18 protein-coding genes are annotated in these 15,957 nt (G+C 60.1%); 14 read left to right on the forward strand and 4 right to left on the reverse strand.

The annotated features are described in order from the left end of the window. Positions 1–141: 141 nt before the first annotated feature. The 12 genes from BMY35_RS27055 (at position 142) to BMY35_RS27110 (ending at position 11,685) form a co-directional block, all read left to right on the forward strand. Positions 142–1,173: an ABC transporter substrate-binding protein gene (locus tag BMY35_RS27055; protein ID WP_177213710.1), complete on the forward strand. Its 1,032-nt coding sequence runs from the start codon at positions 142–144 to the stop codon at positions 1,171–1,173. A 38-nt stretch (positions 1,174–1,211) separates the two neighbouring features. Beyond that, positions 1,212–2,264, forward strand: a complete 1,053-nt coding sequence (locus BMY35_RS27060; protein WP_093206104.1) for an ABC transporter ATP-binding protein — start codon at positions 1,212–1,214, stop codon at positions 2,262–2,264. Further along, a complete protein-coding gene (locus tag BMY35_RS27065) occupies positions 2,261–3,118 on the forward strand; it encodes an ABC transporter permease (RefSeq protein ID WP_093206105.1) in 858 nt (285 codons plus the stop codon). Before BMY35_RS27060 ends, BMY35_RS27065 begins: the two co-directional genes overlap by 4 nt. Beyond that, positions 3,115–3,912 carry an ABC transporter permease gene (locus tag BMY35_RS27070; RefSeq protein ID WP_093206107.1) on the forward strand — a complete coding sequence of 266 codons (798 nt, stop codon included), beginning with the start codon at positions 3,115–3,117 and terminating at the stop codon, positions 3,910–3,912. Before BMY35_RS27065 ends, BMY35_RS27070 begins: the two co-directional genes overlap by 4 nt. Then, entirely contained in the window at positions 3,909–5,015 is a 1,107-nt protein-coding gene (locus BMY35_RS27075) for an NAD(P)/FAD-dependent oxidoreductase (RefSeq protein WP_093206109.1), read from the forward strand. Before BMY35_RS27070 ends, BMY35_RS27075 begins: the two co-directional genes overlap by 4 nt. Positions 5,016–5,019: 4 nt before the next feature. Then, a complete protein-coding gene (locus BMY35_RS27080) occupies positions 5,020–5,319 on the forward strand; it encodes a (2Fe-2S)-binding protein (protein WP_256229749.1) in 300 nt (99 codons plus the stop codon). Further along, on the forward strand, positions 5,316–6,710 hold the full coding sequence (locus tag BMY35_RS27085; protein WP_093206113.1) for an NAD(P)/FAD-dependent oxidoreductase: 1,395 nt from the start codon (positions 5,316–5,318) through the stop codon (positions 6,708–6,710). Before BMY35_RS27080 ends, BMY35_RS27085 begins: the two co-directional genes overlap by 4 nt. 165 nt (positions 6,711–6,875) lie before the next feature. Continuing rightward, on the forward strand, positions 6,876–7,850 hold the full coding sequence (locus BMY35_RS27090) for a Bug family tripartite tricarboxylate transporter substrate binding protein (protein WP_093206114.1): 975 nt from the start codon (positions 6,876–6,878) through the stop codon (positions 7,848–7,850). 16 nt (positions 7,851–7,866) lie between these two features. After that, positions 7,867–8,784 (forward strand): glutaminase, encoded by a 918-nt coding sequence (locus BMY35_RS27095; protein ID WP_093206115.1) that lies wholly within the window; start codon positions 7,867–7,869, stop codon positions 8,782–8,784. A gap of 60 nt (positions 8,785–8,844) precedes the next feature. Beyond that, positions 8,845–9,207, forward strand: a complete 363-nt coding sequence (locus BMY35_RS27100; RefSeq protein ID WP_093206116.1) for a RidA family protein — start codon at positions 8,845–8,847, stop codon at positions 9,205–9,207. A gap of 23 nt (positions 9,208–9,230) precedes the next feature. Then, complete coding sequence (locus BMY35_RS27105) at positions 9,231–10,382, forward strand: ABC transporter substrate-binding protein (RefSeq protein ID WP_093206117.1); 1,152 nt, start codon at positions 9,231–9,233, stop codon at positions 10,380–10,382. A gap of 160 nt (positions 10,383–10,542) precedes the next feature. After that, positions 10,543–11,685 carry an AlbA family DNA-binding domain-containing protein gene (locus tag BMY35_RS27110; protein WP_093206118.1) on the forward strand — a complete coding sequence of 381 codons (1,143 nt, stop codon included), beginning with the start codon at positions 10,543–10,545 and terminating at the stop codon, positions 11,683–11,685. A gap of 133 nt (positions 11,686–11,818) precedes the next feature. Here BMY35_RS27110 and BMY35_RS27115 read toward each other — a convergent pair whose 3' ends face one another. From BMY35_RS27115 to BMY35_RS27130, 4 genes are all read right to left on the reverse strand, one after another. Then, positions 11,819–12,433, reverse strand: coding sequence for a hypothetical protein (locus BMY35_RS27115; RefSeq protein WP_093206119.1), 615 nt, complete (start codon positions 12,431–12,433; stop codon positions 11,819–11,821). A 2-nt stretch (positions 12,434–12,435) separates the two neighbouring features. After that, positions 12,436–12,672, reverse strand: a complete 237-nt coding sequence (locus tag BMY35_RS27120; RefSeq protein ID WP_093206120.1) for a DUF2188 domain-containing protein — start codon at positions 12,670–12,672, stop codon at positions 12,436–12,438. A gap of 405 nt (positions 12,673–13,077) precedes the next feature. Continuing rightward, positions 13,078–14,514, reverse strand: coding sequence for an IS1182 family transposase (locus tag BMY35_RS27125; protein ID WP_093060167.1), 1,437 nt, complete (start codon positions 14,512–14,514; stop codon positions 13,078–13,080). A gap of 194 nt (positions 14,515–14,708) precedes the next feature. After that, positions 14,709–15,017, reverse strand: coding sequence for a helix-turn-helix domain-containing protein (locus tag BMY35_RS27130; protein WP_093206121.1), 309 nt, complete (start codon positions 15,015–15,017; stop codon positions 14,709–14,711). A gap of 141 nt (positions 15,018–15,158) precedes the next feature. Between BMY35_RS27130 and BMY35_RS27135 the strand changes: the two genes are divergently transcribed. Both BMY35_RS27135 and BMY35_RS27140 read left to right on the forward strand, forming a co-directional pair. Then, positions 15,159–15,503, forward strand: a complete 345-nt coding sequence (locus tag BMY35_RS27135; protein WP_093206122.1) for a hypothetical protein — start codon at positions 15,159–15,161, stop codon at positions 15,501–15,503. Between the two features lie 2 nt (positions 15,504–15,505). Next, positions 15,506–15,949 carry a hypothetical protein gene (locus BMY35_RS27140; protein WP_093206123.1) on the forward strand — a complete coding sequence of 148 codons (444 nt, stop codon included), beginning with the start codon at positions 15,506–15,508 and terminating at the stop codon, positions 15,947–15,949. Positions 15,950–15,957 lie beyond the last annotated feature (8 nt).

Consider the following 15,957-nt stretch of genomic DNA (forward strand, 5'->3'; position numbering starts at 1 on the left):
ATACCAATCAAGCATAAGCAGCAGAATGAATTTTACTACTCTAGTTGGACATGCCTTCCTAAAATTTCGTCAATCTCGATGGCAACACGTAGTTCGTCGAGAGAAACCGCTCAAACAACCTTTCCGATACAGGAGACAAGTATGCGTAAATACCAAATCGTCATGAGTGCTGTTGCGATGGCTGGCTGCATGACGGCCCATGCAGCAGAAACGATCTATGTTGGGGGGTTCGGCGGATCGACGGAGCAGATCTTCAAGGAAAAGATCATTCCTCCCTTCGAGGCCAAGACCGGTGCGAAGGTGATCTATGTGTCGGGTAACTCCACCGACACCCTGGCCAAACTTCAGGCTCAAAAGGGCCGGCAGGAAATGTCGCTCGTGATGATCGACGACGGCCCGATGTACCAGGCAATTGGCCAGGGGCTGTGCGCGAAGGTCGAGGACAGCGGCTCCATCAAGGAGCTGTATCCGAATGCGCGCATGGTCGGCGACAGATCGGTCGGCATCGGATTCATTGCGACCGGCCTGGCCTACAACAAGGAGGTGTTCGCAAAGAACGGCTGGGCACCGCCGACGTCTTGGCTGGACCTGGCCGATCCCAAGTTCAAGCAGAAGGTCGTGATCCCGCCCATCACCAACGGCTACGGGCTGCTGACCCTCGTGATGATGTCCAAGCTCCACGGCGGCGACGAGAACAAGATGGATCCTGGCTTCGATGTCATGACCAAGAAGGTTGCGCCGAATGTGCTGGCCTGGGAGCCCTCGCCCGGAAAGATGGCTCAGATGCTGCAGACGGGCGAAGCGGCTCTTGCCGTATGGGGGAACGGCCGTGTCCAGGCCGTCATTGACCAAGGCGCTCCGGTGGAGTTCGTGTACCCCAAGGAAGGTGCAGTAGCTCTGATGTCCGCGGCCTGCGTCGTCGAGGGGGCCCCTCAGGCCAAGCTAGGCCAGCAGTTCATGCAGCACGTGGTGTCGGCCGACTCCCAAGCAGTTCTTTCCGCCTCACAGGGCTGGGGTCCCGTCAACACGAACGCCAAGCTCTCTCCTGACGTGATGAAGAAGGTCGTCTATGGCCCGGACAAGGTCAAGGCCCTGGTGTCGCCCAACTACGAGGTGATCAACACCAAGCGTGCCGAGTGGACAAGCCGCTGGAATCGTGCGGTCGAACGCTGAAGCGCCCGTGGCAGTTCGATAACTAGGAGACCCACGCTATGAGCTTTCTGGAACTAAAGGGCCTGTCCAAACGCTACGGCGATGCGGTGGCCGTTGGCGCTTTCGATCTCTCCGTCGCCAAAGGCGAATTTGTCAGCCTGCTTGGCCCGTCGGGCTGCGGCAAGACAACGACGCTCCAGATGGTGGCAGGTTTCGCGGAGCCGACCACGGGTCGAATCCTGCTGGACGGTGCCGACATCACCAATGTGAAGCCGAACCGCCGCGGCCTGGGCATCGTGTTCCAGAACTATGCGCTGTTTCCACACATGACGGTGGCCGACAACGTTGCGTTCGGCCTGGAGATGCAGGGCGTCCCATCCGGCGAGCGGCGCAAGCGCGTGACGTCCACCTTGGAGCTCGTACACCTGGGCCCCATGGCCGCGCGTTACCCGCGCGAGCTCTCAGGCGGGCAGCGCCAACGTGTGGCGTTGGCGCGCGCTCTTGCCATCCAGCCACCGGTGCTGCTGCTCGACGAACCTATGGGTGCGCTCGATGCGAAACTGCGCGAGGAGATGCAGATCGAACTGCGGGCGCTTCAGCACCGCGTTGGCGTCACGACCATCATGGTGACGCATGATCAGGCGGAGGCCATGACGCTGTCCGACCGCGTGGTGCTCATGAACAAGGGCTCCATCGAGCAGGTGGGGCGCCCGTTCGAGATGTACGAGCGGCCGAACGGCCGTTTCTCGTCTACTTTCCTTGGTAAAGCCAATGTGTTCGAGGTGTCGCGGGCGCACTCGGGTGCACCGGTACAAGTGGGGAGCCATCAACTGCCAGTCTCGGATGCGACCACTGTGGGCGATCTCGAGTACATCGTGCGACCCGAAAAAATCTCGTTTGCGGCAGAAGCGGATGCGATCGTGAAGGGGCGCGTGAGCGCGCGGGTGTTCCTGGGCAATCACTGGTTGTTTCAGGTGGAGACTCCGCTGGGCACCCTTCAGCTTACGCAGGCCAATCTTGGTCTGCCTCAGGCCAACGAAGCGGATCTGGTCGGCCTGCATTGGGCGCCCGAGAACGCTCGTCTTGTGCCCCGCAGGGGAGTGGTGGCATGACTCAGCGGAACCTGCTGCCGTACTGGCTCACGGCGCCCGGCATGCTGATTGCGCTGGCCTTCGTGGCCTTGCCGTTGGTGGTCACGCTCTCTCTGAGCTTCTTCCCCTTCCTGTCCGGAGGGGGTATCGGCGATCAAATCACGATCGCCAACTACGTCGACATCGCGCGCGACGACTACTACCGCGAGATCTTTGCGCGCACATTCGGCATGGCCTTTCTCGTCACGCTGATCTGCGTTGCGATCGGCGTACCGGAGGCCTACGTGCTGAGCCGGCTTTCCCCGCGATGGAGAGCGGTGTCCATCGTGATCGTGCTTGGCCCGTTGCTGATCTCGGTCGTGGTCCGAACGCTGGGCTGGGCCGTGCTGCTCGGCAATGAAGGTGTTCTCAACAAGATTCTGCTGGCGAGCGGTCTGATCTCCGAGCCGGTGAAGATGATGTTCACATTCTCCGGCGTCGTCGTCGCATTGGTGCATGTGCTGGTGCCGTTCATGGTCCTGGCCGTGTGGGCATCGCTGCAGAAGCTCGATGCCAGCACGGAGCAAGCGGCGGAGTCGCTCGGAGCGGGACTGACGACGGTATTGCGCCGGATCGTGTTCCCCCAGGTGATCCCTGGCGTGCTCTCCGGCGGCCTCATCGTTTTTGCATTGGCAGCTAGCGCGTTCGCTACGCCCGCCATCATCGGTGGGCGTCGCCTGAAGGTCGTGCCCACCACGATCTACGACGAGTTCCTGGGCAATCTGAATTGGCCCTTGGGTGCCGCACTGGCTGTTGTATTGCTGGCCATCGTTCTGACGATATCCCTCGGCATGAACCGATTCGTCGAGCGCCGCTTCAAGCAGGTGTTTCAATGAAAAAGACGCCGTTTCCGCTGCTCGCCTTCCACTGGCTGTTCGGTGCCTTCATGCTGGCACCTCTGCTGATGGTGGTTCTCGTGTCGTTCACGGACAAGGGCTACATCGCCATGCCATTCGACGGCGCGTCGTGGCGGTGGTATGCGGCGATCCTGAAGGATGACAGCTTCATGAGCGCCTTCTACCGCAGCCTGGCCCTCGGCATTACGGCCGCCAGCTTGGCCACGCTGATCGCGGTCCCGGCAGGCATGGCCATCGCCTGGCATCGCTTCCCCGGTCGCGAGGCTGTTCTGGGCCTGTTGCTATCGCCGCTGATGGTGCCGCACGTGGTGCTTGGCATCGCATTGCTGCGTTTTCTCACGCTGTTGGACGCCTCTGGCACGCTGTGGGGGTTGACCGCAGCGCACACCGTGATCGTGTTGCCCTACGTCCTGCGTCTCGTGGTCGCCGCTGCCACAGGCTTTGATCGCTCGGTTGCCCAGGCTGCCGAGTCTCTCGGTGCATCTGGGTGGACGGTCTTTCGGCGCATCGAGTTGCCGCTCATCGTGCCGGGGGTCGCGGGTGGCTGGCTGATCGCCTTCATCAACAGTTTTGACGAATTGACGATGTCGATCTTCGTCGCATCTGCACGCACGGAAACGCTGCCGGTCAAGATGTACAACCATATCGCGAACACCATCGATCCTCTGCTGGCTTCGGTCTCCACAGTGCTGATCCTGATCACGCTGGTGCTGATGGTCGTGCTGGACCGCTTCTATGGGCTGGACCGCATCTTGGCGGGGAAGACATCGTGACAGTGCGTGAAGTCGATACCCTGATACTCGGGGGTGGCGTCGTCGGGGTGTCCGTCGGCTACGGCCTGGCTTGTGCGGGCGAGCGCGTCCGGGTCCTGGACGAAGGCGACGACGCCTTTCGTGCAGCCCGCGGCAACTTCGGCCTTGTCTGGGTGCAAGGCAAAGGCGTGGGCAACACGGACTATGCGCGCTGGACGATGGCTGCTGCCAAGCACTGGCCGAACTTCGCTCAAGACTTGACAGCTGTGAGCGGCGTCGATCTGGAGCTGTCCCAGATTGGCGGTCTGACCATCTGCCTGAACGAAGGCGAACTGACCAAACGCGTGGCCAGCCTCGAGTCAATCCGAAGCGCCCTGGAAGTTCCATACCCCTACGAGGTGCTGGACGCCCAGGGATTGCGTGCCCTGTCGCCGTTCATCGGACCCGAGGTGGTGGGGGCTGTGTACTGCCCCCTTGACGGACACGTTAGTCCGCTGAGGTTGCTGCGCGCGCTGTTCCGCGGTTTCGAGATTCACGGAGGGCAGATGGTGCCGGGCGTGCGCTGTGAGCGGATCGAGCACAAGGCGGGTGAATTCCACGTGTGGGCCGGCGGCGTCGAGCACGTCGCGGGCCGGGTGGTGCTGGCCGCCGGGCTGGGCAATCGCGAACTCGCACCGATGGTGGGCCTGAGCGCGCCGATCGAACCCAATCGAGGCCAGATCCTGGTGACCGAGCGGATGCAGCCTTTCCTACGCCATCCTTCAGGGCAGGTCCGCCAAACCGGCGAGGGGGTGGTACAGATCGGCGACTCCAAGGAAGACGTCGGTCTGGATGACGGCACGACGCTGGAGCAACTGGCCCGCATCGCCGAGCGAGCGCGGCGCATCTTTCCGATTCTGGCCGACGTGAACGTAGTTCGCACCTGGGGGGCGTTGCGCGTCATGACACCCGACGGCTTTCCGATCTACCAGGAATCGCACACCTGTCCCGGGGCATTCCTCATTACTTGCCACAGCGGGATCACATTGGCCTCGATGCACGCGAGCTCGCTTGTGACTTGGATGCGGGGAGGCGCGGAGCCGTCCGAAATACAAACCTTCAAATCGGAACGCTTCGATGTTTAGAACAATGTTGCTTCCCGCGAACGATGAGCGGCAGGTGGTCGAGATAGTTGTCGATGGGCGCAGCCTGTCTGCTCGCGAAGGCGAAACGCTCGCGGCCGCGCTCTTGAAGGCCGATGTCGTTCCCTTCCGGCGTACGCCGGTATCGCGACAACCCCGCACACCGCTGTGCCTCATGGGTGTGTGCTTCGACTGTCTCGTGGAGGTCGACGGCGCCCAGAACGTTCAATCCTGCATGGTCCAGGTACGTGAGGGCATGCAGGTGCGGCTTCCCGATGGCGCTCGCCGCCCGGGAGATCTGCCATGACAACGTTCACTCATGACCTCGTGGTCATCGGTGCCGGGCCTGCCGGGATCTCAGCGGCGCTCACGGCGGCATCTTGCGGCCTGAAGACACTCTTGTTGGACGAGCAGCTGCGTGCAGGCGGACAGATCTACCGCAACATCACTGCGGTGCAACCATCGGTGGCCGCGCTGCTGGGGCCTGACTATCGACACGGAGAGACATTGGCCAACCGGCTTGTGGGCTCGGGCGTCGAGCTCGGCTTCGGGTCCGCGGTCTGGGATGTTGCACGTGACCTCACTGTCACTGCGCAAAAGGATGGCCAATCGTTCCAGGCGCGATCGCCACAACTGATTGCAGCGACAGGCGCCATGGAGAGACCGTCGCCGATCCCCGGTTGGACACTTCCGGGCGTGCTCAATGCCGGTGCTGCGCAGATCACCCTGAAAAGTGCAGGTGCGGTGCCTGCCGGGCGCGTCGTGCTCACTGGCTCAGGGCCGTTGTTGCTGCTCGTGGCTTGCCAGCTTCTGGACGCAGGCGTCTCTGTTGTTGGCATCGTGGAGACTTCTGCGCGTCAGAGCCGCTGGCATGCGCTGCGCCACCTGCCCGCCGCCCTGCGTGCTCCGGCGTATCTCGCGAAGGGGGCGCGCATGCTTTGGCGTCTGCGCCGCCAGGGTATTCCGATCTTCTCCGCGGCGACTGGATTGCGGGTAGAGGGGCAGGAGCGAGCACAGGCACTGGCCTTCAAATCCGGAGGTTCAGAATACCGAATGGACGCCGACGTGGTGCTGTTGCATCACGGCGTGGTGCCCAATACCCAACTCAGCCGACTGCTGCGTGTCGAACATGATTGGGACCCCGATCAGGTTGCTTGGCGGCCGCGTGTCGACCCATGGGGCGAAACCTCGCTTGCGGGCTTTCGCATCGCTGGCGATGGCGCCGGTATTGCTGGTGCCCTGGCCGCCGAACCAGCAGGCGTGCTTGCGGCCCTGGGCGCGGCACGTGCATTGGACCGGCTGACCGACAGCGAATGCGACGCGCGGGCCAAGACGGCGCGTGGCCAATTGGAAAAGCAGTTGCGCATTCGACCTTTCCTTGATGCACTCTACCGCCCACCGAGCTGGCTCGCCGACCCTGAGGATGAAACGATCGTCTGCCGCTGTGAAGAGGTGACGGCGGGACGCATTCGCGAGATGGCGCGTTTGGGCTGCCAAGGGCCGAATCAAACCAAGTTCTTTAGCCGGTGCGGTATGGGGCCTTGCCAAGGACGCATGTGCGGCCTCACCGTGACGCAGATCCTCGCAACCGAATTGGGCAAGAACCCTGTCGACGTGGGGGCGTATCACATCCGGGCTCCGCTCAAACCTGTACCGCTGGCTTCGTTGGCCTCTTTGGCGACTAAAACGAGCGACTGATTGGCGGCATAGCGCTGACGTGCGCTGCAAATTGGCAATGCCTGTCGAGTCCGTGTAGCGGTGAATGTCTCCTTGTGCTGACGGTGGAGAAATGGAATCGGCCTTGCTGATAGGGGATTGCATCCCGAACATGGGATGCCAGAAAAATTTTGAAGGAATAGTGCAATGACTAAGCGTGTGTTTTCAGCATTTGCCGCAGCGACCGCCCTGGTGCTCACCACCCAGGCAGCGTGGGCGCAAACCTATCCGACACGGCCGGTCAGACTGATTGTCCCATTCGCACCGGGAGGAACCACAGACATCGTTGCTCGACTCCTGGCCGACAAGCTGGGCACCGAGCTCGGTCAACCGGTGGTCATCGACAACAAGGCGGGCGCGGCCGGCTCCATCGGAACGATGGAGGTTGTACGCGCCGCGCCCGACGGATACACGCTCGGTATCGCAACGGCTTCCACCGTTGCAGCGAACCCGGCGATCAATCCGAAGGTGCCTTACAACGTGGCCAAGGACTTCACGCCGATCATCAACGTGGCTGCCACTCCCAACGTGGTGGCGGTACATCCCTCATTCCCTGCCAAGGACTTCAAGGGGTTCGTCGCCGAACTGAAGAGGAAACCTGGCCAGTACAACCACGCCAGCGCGGGCAATGGAGGCCAGGGACATCTGATGATGGAGATGTTCAAGGGAAGCGCCGGAGTCTTCGTGACGCACATCGCTTATCGCGGCTCAGGTTTGGCGTTGAACGACACCGTTGCAGGGCAGACCCAGATCATCTACGACAACCTGCCTTCCGCGCTCCCCTTCATCAAGAGCAAGCAGCTCGTCCCGATCGTCGTCGCTGCGCCGACGCGGCTCGCTGCTTTGCCAGATGTTCCCACCTTTGCTGAGGTCGGCTTCGGCGATGTCAATCGTCTGGCGTTTTATGGCCTCGTGGGCCCCAAGGGCATGCCACCGGAGTTGGTGAATCGAATCAATGGCGCTGCCAAAAAAGTCATAGCTTCGCCAGACTTCAGGAAGCGTCTCGAAGAGACAGGTTCCCTTCCGATCGGGAACAGTCCCGGCGAGTTCGCGTCGCAAATCGACGCCGAATACAAGGCCTTGCGCAAGGTCGTTGTGGAGCGCGGTTTAAAGGTCGAGTGAACTGTCGCATCATCCAATGCAGAAGATCCATCAATGCATCGAGCAAATTGCTGCCAGCGCACAGCCGTTGGCGGCAAGTGGCCGGCTGGCGGACTACATTCCTGCGCTGCGTGAAGTTGATCCCTCGAAGTTCGGCATCGCAGTGGCGACGTTGGACGGCGCTCTTTACACAACGGGCGACGCCGATGAGCCTTTCTCTATCCAAAGCATCTCGAAGCTCTTTGCCTTGGTGTTCGCGCTTCGTCTGGTTGGCGATGACCTCTGGGAGCGCGTCGGACGACTACCCAGTTCCAGCCCATTCAACTCCCTGATCGAACTGGAGAAAGAGTCCGGCAAGCCGCGCAATCCGTACCTGAATGCCGGCGCCCTCGTCGTGTCCGACCTCCTCTCGAGCCGGAACACCCAGATGGAGATGGCGGTAGTCGATCTCGTCCGCAAGCTTTCTGGAAACCCAGCCATCGCCTATGACCCACGCGTGGCCGCGGGCGAATTCGAGTGCGCGCACCGCAACAAGGCGGCAGCCCATCTGATGAAGAGTTTCGGGAATTTTCATAACCCGGTGGATGCCGTCGTAAGCGCCTACTGTTCTCAATGCGCGATTGCCGCCAGTTGCAAAGACCTGGCTGCCGCAGCGTTATTTCTCGCGAATGGTGGGATCGACCGAGATGGGCGCCAGGTTCTGGAGCCTAGACAGGTCCACCAGATCTGTGCCTTGACGATGAGCAGCGGAACGTACGAAGCCTCTGGCGAAACGGCCTTCACCATTGGCCTGCCCATCAAGAGTGGAGTCGGCGGTGGTGTGTTGGCCGTGGTCCCCGGATTCGGCACGGTGTGCGCCTGGTCGCCGCCGCTCGACGCAACGGGCACCTCTGCTGCAGGTCTCAAGGCGGTGGAACTGTTCGCCCTGAGCATGAAGAAAACGGTATTTGCATGATGGTCTGGTCGGCCCCCTCCCGCCTGGGAAAGTGAGCGGACTATTTTTTGAGGAAGAGCAATGACTGATATCGAACGCAAGCACACGAACGCACGCATGAGCAAGATCGTTCGCCACGGTGGCCTGGTTTACCTTTGTGGACAAACTGCCAGTGGCAGCGCGAATGCCACCGGAGACATCGCCGCGCAGACCCAGGAGGTTCTCGCCCGCATCGATGCGCTCCTGACAGAGGCGGGCACCAACCGGGAGCGGATTCTTTCGACGACCATCTATCTGCGCAGCATCGACGACTTTGCTGCGATGAATTCGATCTGGGAGTCGTGGATCGCGCAAGGGAGCGCCCCCGCAAGAACGACCGTCGAAGCGCGGTTGGCGTCATCAAGCCTTTTGGTTGAAATGACCGTAGTGGCTGCAGCGAATTGAACTGAAGAACCTCGGGGCACGTCATGCGAAAGATCCTTAAGTTCACCATGCCGTTCGCCCTTGCCGTTGCCGCGGTCCTGGGCAGTCTCGGCGCCAGGGCCGAGCGAATCGTTGTCGGGCAGGTCGCGCCATTGTCAGGAACTGAAGCCAGCCAGGGGCGCGCATATGCGGCTGGCATGCAAATGGCGTTCGACGCCGTCAATAAGGCGGGTGGCGTTAATGGTCATACCTTCGCGCTGGTGAGCAAAGACGACCGTGCGCGCCCCGAAGAAACGGTCAAACTCACCCGGCTTTTGCTTTCGGAACAGCAGCCGATGGTGCTGGCTGGCTACTTCGGCAACAGCAGCATCTCCGAACTTCTTGCCTCAGGAACCCTGGAGCGAGAAAGAGTCGCCCTTCTGGGATACCGTGCCGCCCGGGTCGATTCCGAGCTACCTTTTCTTTACAACGTGCGCGCGGGCCTGCGCGACGAACTGGCTGTGATCGTCGCCCATCTGGCGACGATTGGCCTCACGCGTCTGGGACTGTTCTATGAAGAAGATTCAGGTGCAAGTGCGCTAGTTGCCACAGCCGAGGAACTCGGCAAGAAGAGCAAGACGATGATCGTATCAAGGGCCTCATATGCAGCAGGTTCCACGCGGGTCTCCGAGGCGATCGATACCTTCTTGAGGGACAAACCCCAAGCCATCATCATGGTTTGCAGCGGAGCGGCGGCTGCCCGCTTCATTGAGCAATATCGGGGTGAAGGCGGTGCCGCTCAACTCTTCGTGCATTCCGGGGCGGACATGGAACGCGTGACGAAGGAGATCGCCGAAAGCCGGCTGGCCTTTGTTTCCAGCGTGATGCAAGGCGTGGTGATTGCCCAGGTCGTTCCCAGTCCGTACCGGGCTTCCAGATTGGCCAAGGAACTGAGCGAAGCGGCCGGCAAGAGCGGCCAACCCGGCGTATCAGTGAGCTACGTCACGATGGAGGGCTATATCGCTGCAAAAGTGATCATAGAGGCCGTGCGGCGCCAAGGCTCGCGCCCCTCTCGCAGTGGAATGACCACGGCATTGGAGAGCATCGACAACCTTGATCTTGGTGGGTACGTAGTCGGCCTCAAACAAGGCTTGCGACGGGGATCGACGTTGGTGGAGCTCACCGTCATCAGCGGCACCGGAAAAATTCTCCAATGAGCGTAATACACGGCAACACGTGCCGCGAGCCTTCGGATTGTTTTCCCCTGATGACCTGCATTTGATCGCAAAAATGTGCCAGCTTGTCGATAGATTTCAGAAAGGTTTGCTGCCCTGACGAGGCCCGATACCATCTCGTCAACATATCACTGGCAATCCGATGCTTCCATACGCCCTCGGCCAAATCGACGCCGCTGCCTTCCAGGCTATTTGCGACCAACGGTTCAGCGAGAGCGGAACTCTGGATTTCAAGCAGGAGCTCACGCGCAACGACGACAAGGGTAAGAACGAGCTCGCCAAGGATGTTTGTGCACTTGCCAACGCAGACGGCGGCGATCTGGTCTACGGGATCAAAGAAAACTCCGCAGGTGGAACAGCTGAAAGCGTGGCGCCACTCGTGGGCGAGTCCTACGACGATGCATCTCGTCGCCTGCTTCAGACGCTCGAGTCTTGGGTCGAGCCTCGCATTCGGGGAATCCAGCTCGAACACGTGCCGCTCGAGGGCGGATTCGGTCTCGTGATCCGCGTGCCGGCGTCGTTCGATGGCCCTCACTGCATTCGAAACAACAACAGCCAGCGCCGATTCGTCCTGCGCAACGGAACAATCACGAGCGACATGACCTACGACCAGCTCCGCTCCGCATTCGGTTCTTCCGCCTCGCTCGCCGCGCAGGCTCGCGAATTTGTGAAATCAAGGCTGAAGCTCGTGGAAGACAGGAGGATGAGGATGCCGATGGGAGAGGCTCCCTTGGCGGTGCTCGAGCTCGTTTCGCTGTCCGGTCTTGCAAACCGTTCACAGGTCGATGTGAAAAGGGTGCAGTTCGTTGACTTCATCACTTGGGATGGTGGCGCGAACCCGCGCATGAACCTTGACGGAACCGGGGCCTATCTCGGCGCTGACGGAGAGGCGTACTCTCAGAGCCTGTTTTTCAGGAACGGCTCGATGGAATACATGACGATTGCTGGTGGCGAGGGGCTGGATGGAAAGATGGGTGTACATGCTACGCACACCCTGGACTTCTTCGAGCGTTGCTTGACTGTCTCGCTTGAGGCCGCGAAGAAGTACGAAATCTCTGGCCCCGCGCTCGTAACGTGCGCCCTCATGCACGTGGGGAGCTGCGTTCTTGCCCTGGACGGTTACTCTGCCTTCCGCCAAAAGCGAGCCGATCGACCTTTTATGGTCTTCCCCGAGATTTACATTGAGGATGTATCGATCGCCGTCGACGTCGCCGTGCTCCTCTCCCACACCCGCGACGTTCTCTACCAAGCCTTCGGGTACTCTGCGGCACCTGCCAAGAAGTAGCTGTTGCCTGGCGTTCCTGGTAGCTTGCAACCTCGCCAAAACCTATGAGCGGTCGTGCGTCCAAGAGGTGGGGAGCCTGCGACGGATGTCAGGTTCTGGCTGGAAGCACCCGTCGCGCACCTCCTCCTACGCACTAGATGTTCTGCTCTTTCCAGGCTGTCATCCGCTCCATTAGCTCGAAAACGGGTAACGCCTCAATGTCGGCTGCAGAGAACCCCTCGTCAATCAAGTCGTCATAGTTCTTGGCCATGAAGTCGTTAAAAGCGCCCCATATCTTGGTAGCACCGGCAGCGTTCGCAACAGCCACATTCCTGAGCCAGTTCCTCACCGCGGTTACGACCTTGTACGGTTCGTTCTTATGTACCTCGATGTCGGCGCCCGACAGATCAGAAAGGGCCGCCTTGTATCGATAGGACTCCGCTTCCAGGACGAGCGACTTCTTTTCTCGAAGTTGACCGCGGCCATACGTTCGACACCCGAAATCCAAGCCCAACTCGAACGGCATATTCAGTCGGTACAACTCCCCTGCCTTAGATGCCTCGCAGCGAGATAAGTCATGAATCCCGAACTTCGACGCCCGTATCAACGCCAGAATCTTCTCGAGACGTGCCTCCCCGGAGTCGGATGCCTCGAGGGCAATTCGCGGTTTTAGCCCGAGAAAAATGATGGTGAAGAGGAGAGGTCGCAAGAGAGGGAAGAAAGCCTCGTCGAAAGGACAATTGACAAATACGCTTCTCTCAAAGGACATCTCTATCCCTTCTTGTCGCGAGGAGGCATCGGGTCGCGACCGTAGCTGTTCTTGTTCTTGATGGTCCCGTCGCGCCCGTGCACGTAGAGCTCGAGGCCGCCCTTCTTCGCTGCATCGCGACCGTATCTCACCGCCTCCGCCTGAGTGCCGAAGGTCTTACTGGCGCGCGATGACCCAGAGTTCTTGACCGCCCATCCACCGGACGGACTTGGGACTACGTGCTTGCTAACTTTGGCCATGACAACCTCCTATTCCTCAGATAATACGGCTGGGGCGTGCGTCTGCCACGGCAAATTCTCTATCCTTTGATACGCCGATTCTGGCTGTATTCTGTCCGTTGCACCGACGTCGGCGGCCGGCCTGACCGCATTAACGTGAAGGGTCCAAGAGTTTCGTCGAAACCTCACCAGCAGCGAGCTCGGCGGCACTCTGAGACGAGGGCAGGTTGTGGAAGGTCAACGGAAGCATCCTGCGCGTGCCTCCAGTCCAACTTTGGCGCGAATTGGAGCCCTACCGCGTATGACGGGTTATGACTGAGGCTGTGTGGAAACAGCTGCATTGATGGGGCGCGCAAGATCCGTTGGGCCGGCGGACTCAGTTCCTACCGGAATTCTCGGCCGTCTCTACAAGACGCGAGTCGGCTCCTACGACTTCATCTCTGCAATCAGGGTACTTGCGCCGAGGATCTTGATTGCTCGCTTGAGGTTGTAGGCCAGAACCTGCAGATTCATCTCGGTTTTCACGTTCGGCAAGGTCTTCGTCAGGAAGTGCGTGGCCCCCATCCACGCTTTCAGGGTGCCGAACACGTGTTCGATCGTTCGTTGCCTGAACTTTGAGGCCTCGGGCGCAGCATCTAGACGTGCCTGGACCTTTTCCAGGACCTCCTCGTACTCCCATCGACTGATGCGCCTGGCTGGCGCCGGGGTGCACTGCGGCTTCAAGTGACAGCCGCCACAGTTTGATGTCCAGTACTTGCGCAACGCCTTGCCGTCCTCAATGGCGGTGAAGCGGTAGATTGCGATCTCGCCCGCCGGACACCGGTACACATCCCGTCGCTTGTCATAGACGAAGTCTCGCTTGTCGAATCTGCCCTCGAACTTGCTGTTGGACGTCAAGGGCTTCGGGACAAGTGTCGCAATGCCCGCACGTTCGCACTCCAGAATCCCGTAGCCTTCGAAGTAGCCTCGATCCGCCAGCACGATTGGTTTGGGGTGTTCGATGGCCTCTTGAGCCGCCTTGGAGATGGCGGCCAGTTGGCCTCGATCGGTTACTGCGTTGGTCACCTCGTGGGCGACGATCATGTGGTGTTTTGCATCGACCGCGGCCTGGACGTTGTAGCCTACGACTGCTGAGCCAAGTCGGCTGGTCGCCATCGAGCGGGCATCCGGATCGGTCAGAGAGATCTGTCGCTCTTGCGTGGACTGAAGCTGCCGCTCGATGGCAGAGATTTCACGCATCTGTCCTTTGATCTTGGCTACCTTTTCCTGGAGGCGCGCAATACGCTCGGGGAGAACCATCGCTGGATCTCGGTCAGCTCGATCAAGTTCGGCAAGGTATCGGCCGATGCTCTGCTCGAGCTGCTGCATCCGCACCTGGAGCTTGTGCTCGTTGAAGTTCTTGTCGCGGTTGTTGACGCCCTTGAACTTGCTTCCGTCCACGGCGATGACGCCGTCGGCAAATAGCTTGAGCCGGCGGCACAAAAGAACGAACTCTCGGCACACCAGACGAATGGCGTCACCATGATCTTTGCGGAAGTCCGCGATGGTCTTGAAATCGGGGGCCAGGCGCCCGGTCAGCCACATCAACTCCACATTGCGCTGTGCCTCTCGCTCCAGGCGTCGACTGGATTGCACTTGGTTCAGATAGCCGTAGATGTAGATCTTCAACAGCACTGAGGGGTGGTACGACGGCCGCCCGGTGGCCGCAGGTTCCGCACCTTCAAAGCCGAACTGATAGAGCTTGAGTTCATCGACAAAGACATCGACTACGCGGATGGGGTTCTCTTCTGAGATGTAGTCGTCAAGGCACTCTGGCAGCAGCGTGATCTGGCTTCGATCCCCTGGCTCGATGAATCGCTTCATGTGGCAACCCAGTTCGTGGCGTTGTCTCAATCTAGGCGACGGTATTCACGGATTCAATGCGTTTTCACACAGCCTCGACTGAAAGCGGCTTGAGCGTCGCATCCAGGGTACCTGCCGCCTGACCTCTCGTGCCATTTCAGTACGGCTACACCAGCGAGTGGGTCACCGATCTCCGCCACCGTGACCCGACCGACTCATCTCGCTACGAGATTCAGGTCATCGATCTCTTCGATCAGGTGAGCTGCAAGTCTTTGCACTGACGCAGGTGTAGGGTGGCGCAGATAGGAAAGCGCCAAGAGCGTCAACGGATGGACACCCAGGACCGAAGCCAGCTCTCCGACCTTGGCAACGGTGGGCTGCTTCAGTCCCCGTTCCAATGCAGAGATGTAAGTCCGGCTCGACACTTGGTCGAACGATTCCTGCGGCAATCCCTTGGCCTTGCGGGCCACACGCAGCGCGCGTCCAAAGTCGGATTCAGGGGGGCGATGCGCCGCAGATTTCATCCCCTCTATTGCGTCATTTAGAATCCCATAGGGCTACAACCTATAGGGTTCATTTTCATGTTTCAGACAATGGATTCGCACGAAGTACGGATTTCCTCCATGCTTGCTGGGCCTGGAGCGAGATGCTGGAGATCAGTTCAGTTGAATCTGTCGATCCCCGCCTTCTTCCCAACCTGGGTAGTGCAGGAAGATGACCTGGAGATTCCGGAGCGCGCCCTGCTGATCTACGAGAGCGACTTCCTCGATCTTTTCGAGAGCGTGGGGCCGCAGTCGCTGCGACACCTTCAGTATCTGACACCGATGGAAAGCGATCCCCAGCGCTGGGAGATTCGAGATATCCGAAAGATCTGGTCGGCAACCAGCGCCGATGCCGATGCCGATCAAGTTGAGCATCTGGTCCTCGAAGATGAGAGCGGAGCGCAGTTCACACACTACGGCATGCGCACTTCGTTCAGCATTCGGCATCAGATCTGGCCGGTCAACTGAGCATGGAAATCCCGCTCCTGCTGGCCCTCGCCATCGTCTTGATCCTCTTCTATTGGGTCTGGATCGCATCGCCTCGTTCGATCCAGACCGGGCGCGAGCAGATGCTGCGAGAGCAAGGACAGGCATCTGGCGCGACGTTCTTCCCGGTCGATCCTCGCCGCATGCTGGGCTACTGGGAAGAGACGTGCATCCTGTTCGATCCCGATGCCCGCAAGGCCTGCATCGTCTTTCGTGGAAAGTCCGCCCTGACGGTCGACTTCGACTACTTCCGGACCTGGCAGCTCTTGTGGACCGAGGACTTCAGGCAACCGGCGATGTGGCGCTTTCAGCACGTGCACTTTCTCTTCGAGACCAATGACTTCGATCGCCCGACGATCCGCGTCGCAGTTCCTTCAATCTCCTATGGCGAGACGTGGAACTCCAAGCTCTCGATCCTGATGTCCTGAGCGCATGG

It is taken from the genome of Variovorax sp. YR750, assembly GCF_900109805.1.
In the GTDB taxonomy this organism is placed as follows: Bacteria; Pseudomonadota; Gammaproteobacteria; order Burkholderiales; family Burkholderiaceae_C; genus Variovorax; species Variovorax gossypii.

What these genes read in the sequence shown, in the direction of transcription:
- BMY35_RS27055 (WP_177213710.1), top strand. Translation starts at nt 142, where the DNA reads ATGCGTAAATACCAAATCGTCATGAGTGCTGTTGCGATGGCTGGCTGC.
- BMY35_RS27060 (WP_093206104.1), top strand. Translation starts at nt 1,212, where the DNA reads ATGAGCTTTCTGGAACTAAAGGGCCTGTCCAAACGCTACGGCGATGCG.
- BMY35_RS27065 (WP_093206105.1), top strand. Translation starts at nt 2,261, where the DNA reads ATGACTCAGCGGAACCTGCTGCCGTACTGGCTCACGGCGCCCGGCATG.
- BMY35_RS27070 (WP_093206107.1), top strand. Translation starts at nt 3,115, where the DNA reads ATGAAAAAGACGCCGTTTCCGCTGCTCGCCTTCCACTGGCTGTTCGGT.
- BMY35_RS27080 (WP_256229749.1), top strand. Translation starts at nt 5,020, where the DNA reads ATGTTGCTTCCCGCGAACGATGAGCGGCAGGTGGTCGAGATAGTTGTC.
- BMY35_RS27085 (WP_093206113.1), top strand. Translation starts at nt 5,316, where the DNA reads ATGACAACGTTCACTCATGACCTCGTGGTCATCGGTGCCGGGCCTGCC.
- BMY35_RS27090 (WP_093206114.1), top strand. Translation starts at nt 6,876, where the DNA reads ATGACTAAGCGTGTGTTTTCAGCATTTGCCGCAGCGACCGCCCTGGTG.
- BMY35_RS27095 (WP_093206115.1), top strand. Translation starts at nt 7,867, where the DNA reads ATGCAGAAGATCCATCAATGCATCGAGCAAATTGCTGCCAGCGCACAG.
- BMY35_RS27100 (WP_093206116.1), top strand. Translation starts at nt 8,845, where the DNA reads ATGACTGATATCGAACGCAAGCACACGAACGCACGCATGAGCAAGATC.
- BMY35_RS27105 (WP_093206117.1), top strand. Translation starts at nt 9,231, where the DNA reads ATGCGAAAGATCCTTAAGTTCACCATGCCGTTCGCCCTTGCCGTTGCC.
- BMY35_RS27110 (WP_093206118.1), top strand. Translation starts at nt 10,543, where the DNA reads ATGCTTCCATACGCCCTCGGCCAAATCGACGCCGCTGCCTTCCAGGCT.
- BMY35_RS27115 (WP_093206119.1), bottom strand. Translation starts at nt 12,433, where the DNA reads ATGTCCTTTGAGAGAAGCGTATTTGTCAATTGTCCTTTCGACGAGGCT.
- BMY35_RS27120 (WP_093206120.1), bottom strand. Translation starts at nt 12,672, where the DNA reads ATGGCCAAAGTTAGCAAGCACGTAGTCCCAAGTCCGTCCGGTGGATGG.
- BMY35_RS27125 (WP_093060167.1), bottom strand. Translation starts at nt 14,514, where the DNA reads ATGAAGCGATTCATCGAGCCAGGGGATCGAAGCCAGATCACGCTGCTG.
- BMY35_RS27130 (WP_093206121.1), bottom strand. Translation starts at nt 15,017, where the DNA reads ATGAAATCTGCGGCGCATCGCCCCCCTGAATCCGACTTTGGACGCGCG.
- BMY35_RS27140 (WP_093206123.1), top strand. Translation starts at nt 15,506, where the DNA reads ATGGAAATCCCGCTCCTGCTGGCCCTCGCCATCGTCTTGATCCTCTTC.